Annotated in this window: 16 protein-coding genes; 15 read left to right on the top strand and 1 reads right to left on the bottom strand. The window is 62.6% G+C overall.

The window, feature by feature from the left end; genetic code table 11:
• The first annotated feature begins 175 nt into the window (after nucleotides 1-175).
• Both VMP31_RS09730 and VMP31_RS09725 read left to right on the top strand, forming a co-directional pair.
• Nucleotides 176-982, top strand: a complete 807-nt coding sequence (locus VMP31_RS09730; protein WP_325506506.1) for an alpha/beta hydrolase — start codon at nucleotides 176-178, stop codon at nucleotides 980-982.
• Nucleotides 983-1113: 131 nt separating this feature from the next.
• Complete coding sequence (locus VMP31_RS09725) at nucleotides 1114-1446, top strand: YegP family protein (protein ID WP_325506504.1); 333 nt, start codon at nucleotides 1114-1116, stop codon at nucleotides 1444-1446.
• 462 nt (nucleotides 1447-1908) lie between these two features.
• Here VMP31_RS09725 and VMP31_RS09720 read toward each other — a convergent pair whose 3' ends face one another.
• Nucleotides 1909-2592: an alpha/beta family hydrolase gene (locus tag VMP31_RS09720; protein ID WP_325506503.1), complete on the bottom strand. Its 684-nt coding sequence runs from the start codon at nucleotides 2590-2592 to the stop codon at nucleotides 1909-1911.
• A 106-nt stretch (nucleotides 2593-2698) separates the two neighbouring features.
• On the opposite strand from VMP31_RS09720, the gene ccoN (VMP31_RS09715) reads away from it, so the two are divergent.
• From ccoN (VMP31_RS09715) to VMP31_RS09655, 13 genes are all read left to right on the top strand, one after another.
• Nucleotides 2699-4150 (top strand): cytochrome-c oxidase, cbb3-type subunit I, encoded by a 1452-nt coding sequence (gene ccoN / locus VMP31_RS09715; RefSeq protein ID WP_325506501.1) that lies wholly within the window; start codon nucleotides 2699-2701, stop codon nucleotides 4148-4150.
• Nucleotides 4150-4758 (top strand): cytochrome-c oxidase, cbb3-type subunit II, encoded by a 609-nt coding sequence (gene ccoO, locus VMP31_RS09710; RefSeq protein WP_325506499.1) that lies wholly within the window; start codon nucleotides 4150-4152, stop codon nucleotides 4756-4758. The genes ccoN (VMP31_RS09715) and ccoO (VMP31_RS09710) overlap by 1 nt, the downstream gene beginning before the upstream one ends.
• 4 nt (nucleotides 4759-4762) lie before the next feature.
• On the top strand, nucleotides 4763-4963 hold the full coding sequence (locus VMP31_RS09705) for a cbb3-type cytochrome c oxidase subunit 3 (RefSeq protein ID WP_325506497.1): 201 nt from the start codon (nucleotides 4763-4765) through the stop codon (nucleotides 4961-4963).
• Nucleotides 4960-5886, top strand: a complete 927-nt coding sequence (ccoP, locus tag VMP31_RS09700) for a cytochrome-c oxidase, cbb3-type subunit III (RefSeq protein WP_325506495.1) — start codon at nucleotides 4960-4962, stop codon at nucleotides 5884-5886. Before VMP31_RS09705 ends, ccoP (VMP31_RS09700) begins: the two co-directional genes overlap by 4 nt.
• Before the next feature lie 406 nt (nucleotides 5887-6292).
• Nucleotides 6293-7735: a cytochrome-c oxidase, cbb3-type subunit I gene (gene ccoN, locus VMP31_RS09695; RefSeq protein WP_325506493.1), complete on the top strand. Its 1443-nt coding sequence runs from the start codon at nucleotides 6293-6295 to the stop codon at nucleotides 7733-7735.
• Complete coding sequence (gene ccoO, locus VMP31_RS09690) at nucleotides 7735-8343, top strand: cytochrome-c oxidase, cbb3-type subunit II (RefSeq protein ID WP_325506491.1); 609 nt, start codon at nucleotides 7735-7737, stop codon at nucleotides 8341-8343. The genes ccoN (VMP31_RS09695) and ccoO (VMP31_RS09690) overlap by 1 nt, the downstream gene beginning before the upstream one ends.
• 6 nt (nucleotides 8344-8349) lie before the next feature.
• On the top strand, nucleotides 8350-8535 hold the full coding sequence (locus VMP31_RS09685; RefSeq protein WP_325506489.1) for a cbb3-type cytochrome c oxidase subunit 3: 186 nt from the start codon (nucleotides 8350-8352) through the stop codon (nucleotides 8533-8535).
• Complete coding sequence (gene ccoP / locus VMP31_RS09680) at nucleotides 8532-9518, top strand: cytochrome-c oxidase, cbb3-type subunit III (RefSeq protein WP_325506487.1); 987 nt, start codon at nucleotides 8532-8534, stop codon at nucleotides 9516-9518. The genes VMP31_RS09685 and ccoP (VMP31_RS09680) overlap by 4 nt, the downstream gene beginning before the upstream one ends.
• Before the next feature lie 189 nt (nucleotides 9519-9707).
• A complete protein-coding gene (ccoG, locus tag VMP31_RS09675) occupies nucleotides 9708-11120 on the top strand; it encodes a cytochrome c oxidase accessory protein CcoG (protein WP_325506485.1) in 1413 nt (470 codons plus the stop codon).
• Nucleotides 11121-11132: 12 nt separating this feature from the next.
• Entirely contained in the window at nucleotides 11133-11657 is a 525-nt protein-coding gene (locus VMP31_RS09670) for a FixH family protein (RefSeq protein ID WP_325506483.1), read from the top strand.
• A gap of 8 nt (nucleotides 11658-11665) precedes the next feature.
• Nucleotides 11666-14065 (top strand): heavy metal translocating P-type ATPase, encoded by a 2400-nt coding sequence (locus tag VMP31_RS09665; RefSeq protein WP_325506481.1) that lies wholly within the window; start codon nucleotides 11666-11668, stop codon nucleotides 14063-14065.
• Between the two features lie 107 nt (nucleotides 14066-14172).
• Nucleotides 14173-14391 carry a cbb3-type cytochrome oxidase assembly protein CcoS gene (gene ccoS, locus VMP31_RS09660; RefSeq protein ID WP_325506479.1) on the top strand — a complete coding sequence of 73 codons (219 nt, stop codon included), beginning with the start codon at nucleotides 14173-14175 and terminating at the stop codon, nucleotides 14389-14391.
• Nucleotides 14384-15067, top strand: a complete 684-nt coding sequence (locus tag VMP31_RS09655; protein ID WP_325506477.1) for a sulfite exporter TauE/SafE family protein — start codon at nucleotides 14384-14386, stop codon at nucleotides 15065-15067. Before ccoS ends, VMP31_RS09655 begins: the two co-directional genes overlap by 8 nt.
• The last annotated feature ends 12 nt before the right edge of the window (nucleotides 15068-15079 follow it).

Genomic DNA, 15079 nt, shown 5'->3' with positions numbered 1-15079 from the left:
GGAGGGGCTTTAGCCGCGATGGTTACGCAAGGTCATGCCGACTGCGATGTCCTCATCGCCGCTAAAGCGCCTCCCACAGGTTTTATCTGTGCACGACCTGCCCGATGTTTGGTCAATAAGCCCGCGCCACCTATGCTGAAAAGGTCATCGGCAGCACGCCCCGCAGGAGCCTGGCATGGCCCAGCCCGTCCCCTTTTTTCGCGAAGCCGGCAACGGCCCTGGCGTGGTCTGTCTGCATGCCAACGCCAGTACATCGGGCCAGTGGCGCAGCCTGATGGACTGCCTGGCAGCAGGTTTTCGCGTATTGGCCCCCGATCTGTATGGCAGCGGGCAAAGTCCGGACTGGCCCTCTCGGGAGGTGATCAGCCTGCATGACGAGGCAGCCCTGATCGAGCCCGTGCTGGCCAGCGCCGGTGCGCCGCTGACACTGGTGGGGCATTCCTACGGAGCGGCCCTGGCCCTGATCGTGGCCCTGGCCAATCCGGGTCGCGTCGCGGCCCTGGTGCTCTATGAACCTACCCTGTTCGCCCTGCTGGACGCCGAACGCGCACCGCCGAACGAGGCAGACGGCATTCGCGGCGCAGTGGCGGCCGCCAGCGCGGCCCTCGACCGGGGCCAGGCAGACAGCGCCGCCCAGCACTTTATCGATTACTGGATGGGCCCCGGCAGCTGGGCGATGACTGCCGAATCGCGCAAACCGGCCATTGCCGCCGCCGTCGGCAATGTACGCCGTTGGGCCCATGCGTTGTTGAGCGAGCCGACGCCACTGGCGACGATGCGCGCCCTGGATATGCCGGTGCTGTTTATGCTGGGCAAGCGCTCCACCGTTTCGGCGCATGGAGTGGCGCGCTTGCTGCTGGGCGCGCTACCGCGGGTCGAACGGCTGGAGTTCGACGAGCTGGGGCATATGGGTCCGATCACCCATCAGGATCAGGTCAACCCGGCCATTGCGCACTTTCTTCAACGCCTGCACGGCGGCTGACAGGCCGCAGCCTGCGGCGCAGAGTCCCCAGCCTTCCCCCGACAAAATGCCGGGCAGCGTCTACGCTTGCCTGGGGTGGGGCCCGACACGTGGCACCCGACACCTCTCTGAATAAACCAAGGAGCATGGATATGGCGGGTTGGTTCGAGCTAGGCAAAAGCAGTGACGGACAGTTTCGCTTTGTACTCAAGGCCGCTAACGCAGAAACCATTCTGACCAGCGAGCTGTACAAGACCAAGGCCGCGGCAGAAAACGGCATCACCTCGGTACAGACCAATTGCGCGCTGGACGAACGCTACGAGCGCAAGACGGCGACCAATGGCAAACCTTACTTCAACCTGAAAGCGGCCAATCATCAGGTCATCGGCAGCAGCCAGATGTATGCCTCCGAAGCCTCGCGGGATAACGGCATCAGCAGCGTCAAAAGCAACGGAACCAGCACCACCATCAAGGACAACAGCTAAGCCTGGCCGGGAAAACCTTGTAGGGTGCGCCGTGCGCACCAAGGCTCCGTGATGTAGCGGGTGCACGCCAGGCGTCCGCGGTTTGGCTGGTGCGCACGGCGCACCCTACCGATTGCATGCAGCCTGGCCAGGTGCGGCATGATCAACGGTCGGCTCCTCGCCCTCTCCCCAGACTGCAATCTTGCAATAGGTAACGGGTACGGAACCTTAGGAATCAGTCTTGGCCCGCAGACAACACGCCTGGGTACAAGTGGATCCGCTTTTGTAGGGTGCGCCGTGCGCACCAAGGCCCCGTGGTGTAGCGGATGCATACCTGGAGCCCGCAGTTTGGCTGGTGCGCACGGCGCACCCTACCGATTGCTTGCAGCCTGACCGGGCGCGGCATGATCGTTAACCGTCCCCTCGCTCTCGCTCTCGCCCTCTCCCCGAACTGATCGGCGTAAACCGACAGGCCTTGCTGTTTTAGCGGTCGGTGAGAAAGGCTGCGATTTCGTCGGCGGCGGTTTGTAGGTGTTGCGCATGGCTGAAGCCTGAGCTTTTCAGGGGTTTCAGGTCGTGGTCGGCCGCCGTCAGCCAGTGCAGCCTGATTGCCGCGGACAGCGGGTAAGCCGCCACGGCCTCGCGGTTGCCCAGGGCATCGCGTTCGCCCTGGATAATCAGCGTTCTGCTGCGCAGGTCGGCCAGGTGGGCGATACGTGGTTTTTCCGGCTTACCCACGGCATAGAAGGGATAACCCAGGCATACCAGGGCATCGGCTCCCAGTTCGTCGGCCAGCAGGCTGGCCATGCGCCCGCCCATGGACTTGCCGCCGACGGCCAATGGCCCTGCGACCCGTTGGCGCACCTGGGTGTAGACCTCACGCCATTGCTGCAACAGCTGCGCCTGCGGATTGGGCGGGCGTTTCTTGCCGTCCAGACGGCGTGCGGCCATATAGGCGAACTCGAAGCGCAGCACCGCAATGCCCCGGACGGCAAGGCTTTGCGCCATCTGTTGCATAAAGTCGCTGTCCATCGGCGCACCGGCTCCGTGGGCCAGAATCAGGGTGGCGCGCACCTCGCCAGCGGGCCGGTCCCATAGCCACGGATCGTCGCCTTGCGGCCGTGCGTATTGATCCCCGTCAATACCGGCACTTTGCCCTTTGCTCATGCTTGCCTCGCTTAAAGAATCTGTCGGACTGCGGCGCTGATGGTACAGGCACGCAGCCAATGATTTTCGATGATCGGCCTATAACCTGGATGGAAGCCCCCCTGAAATGAACATAACCAGGAACACAACCAGCAGTTCCGCCTACAACTACAAGGTGGTCCGTCAATTCGCCATCATGACAGTGGTGTGGGGCATAATCGGCATGGCAGTTGGCGTATTAATCGCCGCTCAACTGGCCTGGCCCGCGCTCAACTTCGACCTGCCATGGACGAGCTTCGGCCGCCTGCGCCCGCTGCACACCAACGCGGTGATTTTCGCCTTCGGTGGTTGCGCGCTGTTTGCCACCAGCTACTACGCGGTGCAACGCACCTCCCAGGCCACCCTGTTCGCACCTAAACTGGCGGCTTTCACCTTCTGGGGTTGGCAGGCAGTGATCCTGCTGGCGGCCATCACCCTGCCCATGGGCTGGACCAGCTCGAAGGAATACGCCGAGCTGGAATGGCCGATCGATATCCTGATCACCGTGGTCTGGGTCAGCTACGCCATCGTGTTCTTCGGCACGATCATGAAGCGCAAGGTCAGCCATATCTATGTGGGTAACTGGTTCTTCGGTGGCTTTATCCTCACCGTGGCCATCCTGCATCTGGTCAACAACATGGCCATTCCGGTGAGCCTGACCAAGTCCTATTCGGCCTATGCCGGTGCGACTGACGCGATGATCCAGTGGTGGTACGGCCACAACGCCGTGGGCTTCTTCCTCACCGCGGGCTTCCTGGGGATGATGTATTACTTCGTGCCCAAGCAGGCCGAGCGTCCGGTGTACTCCTATCGCCTGTCGATCGTGCACTTCTGGGCGCTGATTGCCGTGTATATCTGGGCCGGCCCGCACCACCTGCACTACACCGCGCTGCCGGACTGGGCGCAGAGCCTGGGCATGGTGATGTCGCTGATCCTCCTGGCTCCGAGCTGGGGCGGCATGATCAACGGCATGATGACCCTCTCGGGGGCCTGGCATAAGCTGCGCACCGACCCGATCCTGCGCTTTCTGGTGGTATCGCTGGCGTTCTACGGCATGTCGACCTTCGAAGGTCCGATGATGGCGATCAAGACCGTCAACGCCCTGTCCCACTACACCGACTGGACCATCGGCCACGTACACGCCGGCGCTCTCGGCTGGGTTGCCATGGTCTCCATCGGCTCGCTCTACCACCTGCTGCCCAAGGTCTTTGGCCGCGCCGAGATGCACAGCATCGGCCTGATCAACGTGCACTTCTGGCTGGCCACCATCGGCACCGTGCTCTATATCGCCTCGATGTGGGTCAACGGCATCGCCCAGGGCCTGATGTGGCGTGCAGTCAACGAAGACGGCACCCTCACCTACTCCTTCGTCGAAGCGCTGGAAGCCAGCCACCCCGGCTTTGTCGTACGCCTGCTCGGCGGTGCGATCTTCTTCAGCGGCATGCTGGTGATGGCCTGGAACGTCTGGCAGACCGTGCGTCATACCAAGGCGGCAGAGATGGAAGCCGCTGCGCAGTTTTCGGTTGAAGGAGCCCACTGATGAGACACGAATTACTCGAAAAGAATATCGGCCTGATGGCCCTGCTGATGGTGCTGGCCGTGAGTGTCGGCGGCCTGACGCAGATCGTCCCGCTGTTCTTCCAGGATGTGGTCAATGAGCCGGTGGCGGGCCTCAAGCCTTACACCGCGCTGCAACTGGAAGGCCGCGATATCTATATCAAGGAAGGCTGTGTCGGCTGCCATTCGCAGATGATCCGTCCGTTCCGCGCTGAAACCGAGCGCTACGGCCACTACTCGGTCGCCGGCGAAAGCGTTTACGACCACCCCTTCCTGTGGGGCTCCAAGCGTACCGGTCCGGACCTGGCCCGGGTTGGCGGCCGCTACTCGGACGAGTGGCACCGTGCGCACCTGTACAACCCGCGCAACGTGGTGCCCGAGTCGAAGATGCCGTCCTACCCCTGGCTGGTGGAAAACACCCTGGATGGCAAGGACACCGCGGCCAAGATGAAGGCCCTGCGCACCGTCGGCGTGCCTTACAGCGATGAGGACATCGCCGCTGCCAGCGATGCAGTCAAAGGCAAAAGCGAGATGGATGCCATGGTCGCCTACCTGCAAGTGCTCGGCATTGCCGTAAAGAACAAGAGGTAGGGCTATGTCATTCGAATTTTTTGATATCGGCGCTCTGGATATTGGAACCGTGCGCGGCATAGGTACGGCACTGGTTCTGCTGTCCTTTGTCTGCGTCACCCTGTGGGCCTACAGCGGCAAGCGCCGCACGGCGTTCGATGAGGCCGCCTTACTGCCCTTTGCCGATGAACCCAAGCTGGCTGCACCGAGGAGCAAGACCCCATGAGCACTTTCTGGAGCTGGTACATCACAGTGCTGACTGTCGGCACCCTGCTCGCCCTGTTCTGGCTGATTTTCGCCACCCGCAAAAGCGAAACCCACAAGAGCGAAACCGAGCAGACCATGGGTCATGCCTTCGACGGCATCGAAGAGTATGACAACCCGCTGCCCAAGTGGTGGTTCATGCTGTTTCTCGGCACCCTGCTCTTCTCGATTGGCTACCTGGCGCTGTACCCAGGTCTGGGCAACTGGAAAGGCGTGCTGCCGGGCTATGAAGACGGCTGGACTCAGGTTGGCCAGTGGCAGCGCGAAGTCGATCAGGCCGACGAGCTGTACGGGCCGATCTTCGCCAAATACGCGGCCATGCCCCTGGAAGAAGTGGCCAACGACCCGCAAGCCCTGAAAATGGGCGGCCGTATGTTCGCTACCTATTGCTCGGTTTGCCACGGCTCGGATGCCAAGGGCGCGGTGGGTTTCCCCAACCTGGCTGACAACCATTGGCGCTGGGGCGGCGAACCTGCTGCGATCAAGACCAGCATCCTCAATGGCCGTGTCGGCGCGATGCCGGCCTGGGCGGCGGTAATTGGTGAAGATGGCGTGCAACAGGTCGCCGCCTATGTGCGCAACGGCCTCGCCGGCCTGCCACTGCCAGCCGACAAGAGCTTCGATCTGGAAACAGGCGCGGCCGTCTATGCCGCCAACTGCCTGGCCTGCCATGGCGCAGAAGGTAAAGGCATGGCCCTGCTCGGCGCGCCGGACCTGACCAGCCCGGCGGGCTGGATCTACGGCAGCAGCCTGACCCAGCTGCAGCAGACCATCCGCCACGGCCGTAACGGCCAGATGCCGGCGCAGGAGCAATACCTGGGCAACGACAAGGTGCACCTGTTGGCCGCCTATGTACTGAGCCTGAGCCAGAACAAAGCGCAGTAACCGCTACCCTGCAGGTGCGGGCCAGCCCCGCACCTGCAGCCACCCGGCACAAGCAACCCGATACTCGCGCGACACCCCTTCCCCAGCCCGGCCCGGCCCGGCCGGCGCGCTCGTGCGACCCAAGGTCGCACCCCGACAAGCACCTGCGCGCACACTGCTCGACATGGGCTAATCTTGTCGACAGTCGCCACCTGTCATAACTCCAAGGCGATTCCCATCTTCAGCGCGTGGCCAGTTAGGCCGTTTTTTGCTTGCGGCATTGCACTGCAGAACGCCATTTGCATCCTTGCCAACGGCCCTGAAAGCCCTATCGCGTCGGCTTGTGTCGTTGCAATGAGAAACTGCTTTCCCCATACTTGCCGCCGATTTTTGCCCCCCAGAAACTCCATTAACCGTGGAACCCATAATGAGCACAGCAATCAGTCCGACTGCTTATAACTACAAGGTGGTTCGCCAGTTCGCCGTGATGACGGTGATTTGGGGAGTCATTGGCATGAGCCTGGGTGTTTTCATCGCCGCACAACTCGTGTGGCCTGAACTTAACCTGGGTCTGGAATGGACGAGCTTCGGCCGTCTGCGCCCCCTGCACACCAACGCGGTGATCTTCGCTTTCGGCGGCTGCGCGCTGATGGCAACCTCGTTTTATGTGGTGCAACGCACCAGCCAGGCCCGCCTGATTTCCGATGGCCTGGCGGCATTCGTGTTCTGGGGTTGGCAAGCCGTGATCGTTGCCGCCGTGGTCACCCTGCCGATGGGTTTCACCGGTTCCAAGGAATACGCCGAACTCGAGTGGCCGATCGATATCCTTCTGGGCATCGTCTGGGTTGCGTATGCGGTGGTGTTCTTCGGCACGATCATGAAGCGCCAGACCAAGCACATCTATGTCGGTAACTGGTTCTACGGTGCCTTTATCCTGGTTACCGCGATGCTGCACATCGTCAACAGTGCCGCCATGCCGGTGAGCCTGTTCAAGTCGTACTCGATGTACGCCGGTGCAACTGACGCGATGATCCAGTGGTGGTACGGTCACAACGCCGTGGGCTTCTTCCTGACCACGGGCTTTCTGGGGATGATGTACTACTTCGTACCCAAGCAGGCCGAGCGTCCGATCTACTCCTATCGCCTGTCCATCGTGCACTTCTGGGCACTGATCACCCTCTACATCTGGGCCGGTCCGCACCACCTGCACTACACCGCACTGCCGGATTGGGCGCAGTCCCTCGGTATGGCGATGTCGATCATCCTTCTGGCACCCAGCTGGGGCGGCATGATCAACGGCATGATGAGCCTGTCGGGCGCATGGCATAAGCTGCGCACCGACCCAATCCTGCGCTTCCTGGTGGTATCGCTGGCGTTCTACGGCATGTCGACCTTCGAAGGTCCGATGATGGCGATCAAGACCGTCAACGCCCTGTCCCACTACACCGACTGGACCATCGGCCACGTACACGCCGGCGCTCTCGGCTGGGTAGCGATGATTTCCATCGGTGCGCTGTACCACCTGATCCCGAAGGTCTTCGGCCGTCCACAGATGCACAGCGTTGGCCTGATCAATGCACACTTCTGGCTGGCTACCATCGGTACCGTGCTGTATATCGCCTCGATGTGGGTCAACGGCATCACCCAGGGCCTGATGTGGCGTGCAGTCAACGAAGACGGCACCCTCACCTACTCCTTCGTTGAAGCCCTGGAAGCCAGCCACCCTGGTTTCGTGGTGCGCATGATCGGCGGCATGTTCTTCGTCACTGGCATGCTGTTGATGGCTTACAACACTTACCGCACCGTGCGTGCCGCCAAAGCTTCCGAATATGAAGCTGCTGCACAGATGCCTGCTGGAGTAGCGCACTGATGAAACACGAAATCATCGAGAAAAATATCGGTCTGATGGCCCTGCTGATGGTGCTTGCCGTCAGCATCGGCGGCTTGACGCAGATCGTTCCGCTGTTTTTCCAGGACGTCACCAATGAGCCGGTGGAGGGCCTCAAGCCTTACACCGCGCTGCAGCTGGAAGGCCGCGACATCTATATCCGTGAAGGTTGCGTGGGCTGCCACTCGCAGATGATCCGTCCGTTCCGCGCCGAAACCGAGCGCTACGGCCACTACTCGGTTGCTGGCGAAAGCGTCTGGGATCACCCTTTCCTGTGGGGCTCCAAGCGTACCGGCCCGGACCTGGCCCGCGTTGGCGGCCGCTACTCGGACGAGTGGCACCGCGCGCACCTGTACAACCCGCGCAACGTGGTACCCGAGTCGAAGATGCCGTCCTACCCCTGGCTGGTTGAGCACAAGCTCGACGGCAAGGACACCGCCAAGAAGCTGGAAGTCATGCGTGGCTTTGGCATCCCCTACAGCGATGAAGACATCGCCGGGGCCAAGGACGCGGTGAAGGGCAAGACTGAAATGGACGCCCTGGTGGCGTACCTGCAAGTTCTCGGTACCTCCATCAAAAACAAACGGTAACGCACTATGGATATCGGGACTATTCGCGGCATAGGCACAGCCATCGTCTTTATCGCCTTTATTGGCGTGGTGCTCTGGGCCTACAGCAGCCGACGCAAAGATAGCTTCGACGAGGCTGCTAACCTGCCCTTCGCCGATGATCCCAAACCCCAAGAGCGTGACGCGCAATCTTCCAGGAGCAATGACCAATGACCACGTTCTGGAGTTGGTACGTAACAATTCTGTCCCTCGGCACCATCTTCGCCCTGACCTGGCTGATCTTTGGCACCCGCAAGGGCCAGCGCCAGGAAACCACCGAAGAAACCGTCGGCCACGAGTTTGACGGCATCGAGGAATACGACAATCCGCTGCCCAAGTGGTGGTTTATGTTGTTCCTCGCCACCATCATCTTCGCCCTCGGCTACCTGGCGCTCTACCCGGGCCTGGGTAACTTCAAGGGCTTTCTGCCGGGCTACGACTACCTCGACACCGAGGCCAAAACGCCTTTCGCCACCGACATTCAAGTCAGTGACGGCATGCGTAATGCTGGCTGGACCGGCGTGCACCAGTGGGAAAAGGAAATGGCCAAGGCCGACGCCCAATATGGGCCGATCTTCGCCAAATATGCTGCCATGCCTATCGAACAGGTCGCTCAGGACGAGCAAGCGCTGAAAATGGGCGGCCGCCTGTTTGCCTCCAACTGCTCGGTCTGCCACGGTTCCGATGCCAAGGGTGCTTACGGCTTCCCTAACCTGACCGACAACGACTGGCTGTATGGCGGTGATGCGCAAACCATCAAGACCACCATCCTCAAGGGTCGCCAGGGCGCAATGCCGGCACAGCTGGCAGTGATCGGCGAAGACGGCATCCGCAACGTTGCTGGCTACGTTCGCTCGCTGTCCGGTTTGAAAAACCCGGAAGGTATCGAGGTTGACCTTGCCGCAGGTCAAAACATCTTCGCCACCAATTGTGCAGTCTGTCATGGTGCTGACGCCAAGGGCCAACAGGCCATGGGCGCGCCGAACCTGACCGACAAAACCTGGCTCTACGGTTCCAGCTTCGCCCAGGTGCAACAAACTCTGCGCTATGGCCGCAACGGCAAGATGCCTGCCCAGGAAGACTTCCTCGGCAACGACAAGGTCCATCTGCTGGCGGCTTACGTGTACAGCCTGTCCCAGGAAAAGCTCGAGAAGTGATTCTCCGCCTACCTGTCGGACTCGGGCGTCCCTAGGGACGCTTTCGAGTTCGCCAGGTGCCTGAGCCAGACGCGACCCCCGGTCGCACCTGACCAGGCAATGTCAGGCGTACCATAGCGCAAGAGCCCGTATGACCCCGATTGGCACGTATCGACCGGGGCAGCCAATCAACCGCCGTGGTACGAACTGATGAGCGCACAGATTCCAGTCAAAGATGTCACCCCCATCGCGGCCAAAGTCGAAACTGTCGACCTGTATGCCAACCGCGAAAAAATCTATACCCGCTCCTTCACCGGCATCTTCCGCAACCTGCGCATGCTCGGTGGCGCAGCCCTGTTTCTGTTGTACTTCGGCACCGTATGGTTGACCTGGAATGGCCGTCAGGCCGTCTGGTGGAACCTGCCGGAGCGCAAGTTCTATATCTTCGGCTCCACCTACTGGCCCCAGGACTTTGTCCTGCTCTCGGCGCTGCTGATCATCGCCGCCTTCGGCCTGTTCTTTATTACCGTGTTCGCCGGCCGCGTGTGGTGCGGCTACACCTGCCCGCAGAGCGTATTCACCTGGGTATTCATGTGGGCGGAAAAGGTCACCGAGGGTGATCGCAACCAGCGCATGAAGCTCGACAAGAGCCCAATGACCGCGCGCAAATTCCTGCGCAAGCTGGCCAAACACGGCATCTGGGTGGGCGTGTCATTGGTCACGGCGATCACCTTTGTCGGCTACTTCACGCCGATTCGCGAACTAATTCCCGAGCTGTTCACCCTGCAAGCAGGTGGCTGGGCACTGTTCTGGGTCGGCTTCTTCACCGTCGCCACCTATGGCAACGCCGGCTACCTGCGCGAACAGGTGTGCATCTATATGTGCCCCTATGCGCGCTTCCAGAGCGTGATGTTCGATCAGGACACCCTGATCGTTTCCTACGATCCACGCCGCGGCGAACACCGTGGCCCACGCAAGCGCGATGCCGACTACAAGGCCGACGGCCTGGGCGACTGCATCGACTGCAAGATGTGCGTACACGTCTGCCCCACCGGCATCGACATCCGCGACGGTCTGCAGATCGAGTGCATCGGCTGCGCCGCCTGTATCGACGCCTGCGACAGCATCATGGACAAGATGAACTACCCGAAAGGGCTGATCAGCTACACCACCGAACACAACCTGTCCGGGCAGCAGACCCACCTGGTGCGGCCACGCCTGATAGGTTACGCCGTGGCCCTGCTGGCGATGTTCGCTGTATTCGCCTGGGCCATCGCCGACCGCTCGCTGGTGGAACTGGATGTGCTCAAGGACCGCGTGCTCTACCGCGAAAACGAAGAGGGCCGGATCGAGAACGTCTACACCCTGAAGATCATGAACAAGGCCCAGCATGAGGTGACCTACCTGATCGCAGCCGATGGCCTCGACGGCCTGGTCTACGAGGGCAAGAGCGAGATCACTGCCTTGGCCGGCGAGGTATTATCCCTGCCTATCGAGCTGTCCATCGACCCTTCAAGCCTGCCCTCGAGCACCAATGAAATCACCTTCCGCCTGCACTCGGCGGATGACCCAAGCATCAAAACCGACGCCGCCAGCCGCTTTATCGGCCCTAGCGTGCGCTGATTAGAGAAGCCCATGTCTGAACCCATATCTGAAAAGAACCCCGAGATCATCAAGCCCTGGTACAAGCAATTCTGGCCCTGGTTTCTGATCAGCCTGCTGGCCTACTCGGTGGTCCAGGGGCTGACCTTGCTGACCATCGCCACGAAGAACCCGCCGGGGCTGATTTCCGATGACTATTACGATGTCGGCAAGGGCATCAACCAGTCCCTGGAGCGAGAAAACCACGCGGTCCGCCTGAAGCTCAGCGCCACCCTGGTGCTTGACGATGAAACCGGGGTTGCCAGCCTGCAGCTGCAGGGCAATAGCCGCCCCCAGCAACTGGTGCTCAACCTGATCTCGCCGACCCAGCCGGAACGCGACCGTCGGGTGGTTCTGCAACCCCAGGGCGATGGCAGTTACAGCGGGCAGATGATCGACGCCATTGAAGGTCGCCGCTTTGTCGAACTGATCGGCCAGGAAGGCGGCAAGGACTGGCGCCTGTTCGAAGAAGAAAATGTCGCCAGCGGCAACAGCATCCGCCTCGGGGATGAGCAATAAGCGCAGCGATGGCCAGCCCAACCCCCTGCTACCATTGTGGCCTGCCGGTACCTGCCGGCAGCCGCTTCCAGGCCGAGATTCTCGGTGCCCGCCGCGAGCTGTGCTGCCCCGGCTGCCAGGCGGTGGCCGAAGCCATAGTCGCCGGCGGCCTGGAGCACTACTACAAGCACCGCAGCGAAAGCGCCGCCAACCCGCAGAGCCTGCCCCAGGCCCTGCCCGATGAGCTGGCACTGTATGACCGCAGCGACGTGCAACAGCCCTTTGTCGAACATGACGGCGAACTCAGCGAAACCTGCCTGCTGATCGAAGGCATCAGCTGCGCGGCCTGTGGCTGGCTGATTGAAAAACACCTGCGCGGCCTGCCCGGCGTCAGCGAAGCGCACCTCAACCTGTCCAACCACCGCCTGCAGGTGCGCTGGGCCGACAGCCAGCTGCCGTTGAGCCAACTGCTCAAGGCACTGCGCAAGATCGGCTACGCCGCCCATCCCTGGCAGGCCGATGCCGCCGCCGAACAGTTGCAGCGCGAGAACCGCCGGGCCATGCGCGAGCTGGGCGTGGCCGGCATGCTGTGGATGCAGGTGATGATGGCGAGCATGGCCACTTGGCCGGAATTCAATATCGACCTCAGCCCCGAGCTGGATCAGATCCTGCGCTGGGTCAGCCTGTTTCTCACCACCCCCATCGTCTTCTACTGTTGCGGCCAGTTCTTCCGCGGCGCATTGCGCGACCTGCGTACCCGCCACCTGACCATGGACGTATCGGTGTCCCTAGCCATCGGTGGAGCCTATGTGGCCGGCATCTGGTCGACCGTGACCGGCCAGGGCGAGCTGTATTTCGATGCAGTGGGCATGTTTGCCCTGTTTCTCCTGGCCGGTCGCTACCTGGAGCGCCGCGCCCGCGAACGCACGGCACAGGCTACCGCCCAACTGGTGCAACTGCTGCCGGCGTCCTGCTTGCGCCTGGAGGCCGACGGCCACAGCCAGCGCATTCTGCTCAGCGAACTGCGCACAGGCGACAGCGTGCTGGTCCCGCCCGGTGCCCTGCTGCCGGCGGACGGACGCATTCTGCAAGGCACTTCCAGCGTCGACGAGTCGCTACTGACCGGCGAATACCTGCCGCAAGCCCGCGCCGTCGGCGACAGCGTCACCGCCGGCACCCTCAACGTCGAAGGCCCGCTGACCGTGCAGGTGCAGGCCCTTGGCGACGCCACCCGGCTGTCGGCCATCGTCCGCCTGCTGGAGCGCGCGCAGAGCGACAAGCCGCGCCTGGCGGTGCTGGCCGACCGAGTGGCGCAATGGTTCCTGCTGATCGTCCTGGTGGTGGCGGCCGTGGTCGGCCTGGTCTGGTGGCAGCTCGACCCTTCGCGCGCCTTCTGGGTGGTGCTGGCCCTGCTGGTCGCCACCTGCCCCTGCGCCCTGGCCCTGGCCACCCCCACCGCGCTGACCGCCGCCACAGGGTCTCTGCACAAGCTCGGCCTGCTGCTGACCCGCGGCCATGTGCTGGAGGGCCTCAAACAGATTGATACGCTGATTCTCGACAAGACCGGCACCCTCACCGAAGGCCGCCTGACCCTGAGCGCCATCCACCCCCTGGGCGCACTGGACAGCGATGCCTGCCTGGCCCTGGCCGCGGCCCTGGAAAACCGCTCCGAGCACCCGATTGCCCGCGCCTTTGGCCAGGCCAGCGAGGCTGCCGAGGAAGTCGACAGCCACCCAGGCCTGGGCCTGCAAGGCCGTGTTGGCGGCCGCGTGCTGCGTATTGGTGAAGCTGGTTTCGTCTGCGCACTCAGCGCTCAGGCGGTGCCTGTGATTACCGGCGAACACGGCCAATGGCTGCTGCTGGGTGATGAACAAGGGCCGCTGGCCTGGTTCGTACTGGATGACCGCCTGCGCGAAGATGCGCCGCAACTGATCGCCGCGGCCAAGGCGCGCCATTGGCAAATTATGCTGCTGTCCGGTGACAGCTCACCGATGGTCGGCGAAGTGGCGCGCCAGCTGGGCATCGAGGATTCCCGCGGCGGCCTCACCCCGGATGCCAAGCTGGAGGTGCTGCAACAGCTGCACAACCAGGGCCGCCGGGTGCTGATGCTCGGTGACGGGGTCAATGACGTGCCGGTGCTGGCCGCTGCCGATATCAGCGTGGCCATGGGCAGCGCCACCGACCTGGCCAAGACCAGCGCCGATGCGGTGCTACTGTCCAACCGCCTGAGCAGCCTGGTGCAGGCGCTACACATGGCGCAACGAACCCGGCGCATCATCATCGAGAACCTGACCTGGGCCAGTCTGTACAATGGCCTGGTGCTGCCCTTCGCCGCCATGGGCTGGATTACCCCGATCTGGGCCGCTCTGGGCATGTCGGTCAGCTCATTGCTAGTGGTGTTAAATGCCTTGCGGCTCACGCGCCCGTAGGGTGGATCACGCTTCACCGATCCACCACAACGCTGTAATCGTGGATGTAAAAAGCGCCAGCTACGCGCCCCGATCCACCCTACGTCTCGCCCGAATCCGGAGATTCCATGCCCGCCCTCTATATCCTGATCCCGGTGGCCATTGCCCTGGTCGGCTTCGCCATCTGGCTGTTCTTCTGGGCGGTGGACAGCGGCCAGTACGACGACCTCGACGGCCCGGCCCACAGCATCCTGTTCGACGACGAAGACCCCAAGCACCAGGCCGCCGTCAGCCAGGCCCAGCAGGACAGCACCCCGCCAAGCCCCGAGGACAAGCCCGGTGCCTGAGCTGCTACCGCTGCTGGTTTCAGCGCTGATCCTCGGCCTGCTCGGCGGCGGCCATTGCCTGGGCATGTGTGGCGGGCTGATGGGCGCGCTAACCCTGGCCATCCCGCCCGAGCAGCGCGCCCAACGCTTTCAGCTGCTGCTGGCCTACAACTTGGGGCGCATCTTCAGCTACAGCTTGGCAGGTCTGTTGCTGGGCCTCGCTGGCTGGGCTCTGGCCAATAGTCCGCTGGTAATGGGCCTGCGGGTGGTTGCCGCACTGCTGCTGATCGCCATGGGCCTGTACCTGGCCGGCTGGTGGAGCGGCCTGACCCGTATCGAAGGCCTGGGCCGCGGCCTGTGGCGGCATATCCAACCGCTGACCCGACGCTTTATGCCAGTCACCAGTCTGCCCCGCGCTCTGGTGCTGGGCAGCCTGTGGGGCTGGCTGCCCTGCGGCCTGGTCTACAGCACCCTGCTCTGGGCGGCCAGCCAGGGCAACGCACTGGACAGCGCCGCCCTGATGCTTGCCTTCGGCCTCGGCACCTTGCCGGTACTGCTGGCCACCGGCATGGCCGCCGAACGCCTGACCGCCCTGCTGCGCCAACGGGGCGTGCGCATGGCCGGCGGCATCCTGGTCATCCTGTTCGGCCTATGGACCCTGCCCGGCCCGCACCAGCACTGGCTGATGGGGCACTAGTAGCCCACGGCT

The organism is Pseudomonas sp. (assembly GCF_035512415.1).
Taxonomy (GTDB): Bacteria; Pseudomonadota; Gammaproteobacteria; order Pseudomonadales; family Pseudomonadaceae; genus Aquipseudomonas.
This window is presented reverse-complemented; position numbering and strand designations above follow the sequence as displayed.

What these genes read in the sequence shown, in the direction of transcription:
- ccoP (WP_325506487.1), top strand. Translation starts at nt 8,532, where the DNA reads ATGACCACGTTCTGGAGTTGGTACGTAACAATTCTGTCCCTCGGCACC.
- VMP31_RS09705 (WP_325506497.1), top strand. Translation starts at nt 4,763, where the DNA reads ATGTCATTCGAATTTTTTGATATCGGCGCTCTGGATATTGGAACCGTG.
- ccoN (WP_325506501.1), top strand. Translation starts at nt 2,699, where the DNA reads ATGAACATAACCAGGAACACAACCAGCAGTTCCGCCTACAACTACAAG.
- VMP31_RS09670 (WP_325506483.1), top strand. Translation starts at nt 11,133, where the DNA reads ATGTCTGAACCCATATCTGAAAAGAACCCCGAGATCATCAAGCCCTGG.
- ccoO (WP_325506499.1), top strand. Translation starts at nt 4,150, where the DNA reads ATGAGACACGAATTACTCGAAAAGAATATCGGCCTGATGGCCCTGCTG.
- ccoN (WP_325506493.1), top strand. Translation starts at nt 6,293, where the DNA reads ATGAGCACAGCAATCAGTCCGACTGCTTATAACTACAAGGTGGTTCGC.
- VMP31_RS09725 (WP_325506504.1), top strand. Translation starts at nt 1,114, where the DNA reads ATGGCGGGTTGGTTCGAGCTAGGCAAAAGCAGTGACGGACAGTTTCGC.
- VMP31_RS09665 (WP_325506481.1), top strand. Translation starts at nt 11,666, where the DNA reads ATGGCCAGCCCAACCCCCTGCTACCATTGTGGCCTGCCGGTACCTGCC.
- ccoO (WP_325506491.1), top strand. Translation starts at nt 7,735, where the DNA reads ATGAAACACGAAATCATCGAGAAAAATATCGGTCTGATGGCCCTGCTG.
- ccoS (WP_325506479.1), top strand. Translation starts at nt 14,173, where the DNA reads ATGCCCGCCCTCTATATCCTGATCCCGGTGGCCATTGCCCTGGTCGGC.
- ccoG (WP_325506485.1), top strand. Translation starts at nt 9,708, where the DNA reads ATGAGCGCACAGATTCCAGTCAAAGATGTCACCCCCATCGCGGCCAAA.
- VMP31_RS09730 (WP_325506506.1), top strand. Translation starts at nt 176, where the DNA reads ATGGCCCAGCCCGTCCCCTTTTTTCGCGAAGCCGGCAACGGCCCTGGC.
- ccoP (WP_325506495.1), top strand. Translation starts at nt 4,960, where the DNA reads ATGAGCACTTTCTGGAGCTGGTACATCACAGTGCTGACTGTCGGCACC.
- VMP31_RS09720 (WP_325506503.1), bottom strand. Translation starts at nt 2,592, where the DNA reads ATGAGCAAAGGGCAAAGTGCCGGTATTGACGGGGATCAATACGCACGG.
- VMP31_RS09685 (WP_325506489.1), top strand. Translation starts at nt 8,350, where the DNA reads ATGGATATCGGGACTATTCGCGGCATAGGCACAGCCATCGTCTTTATC.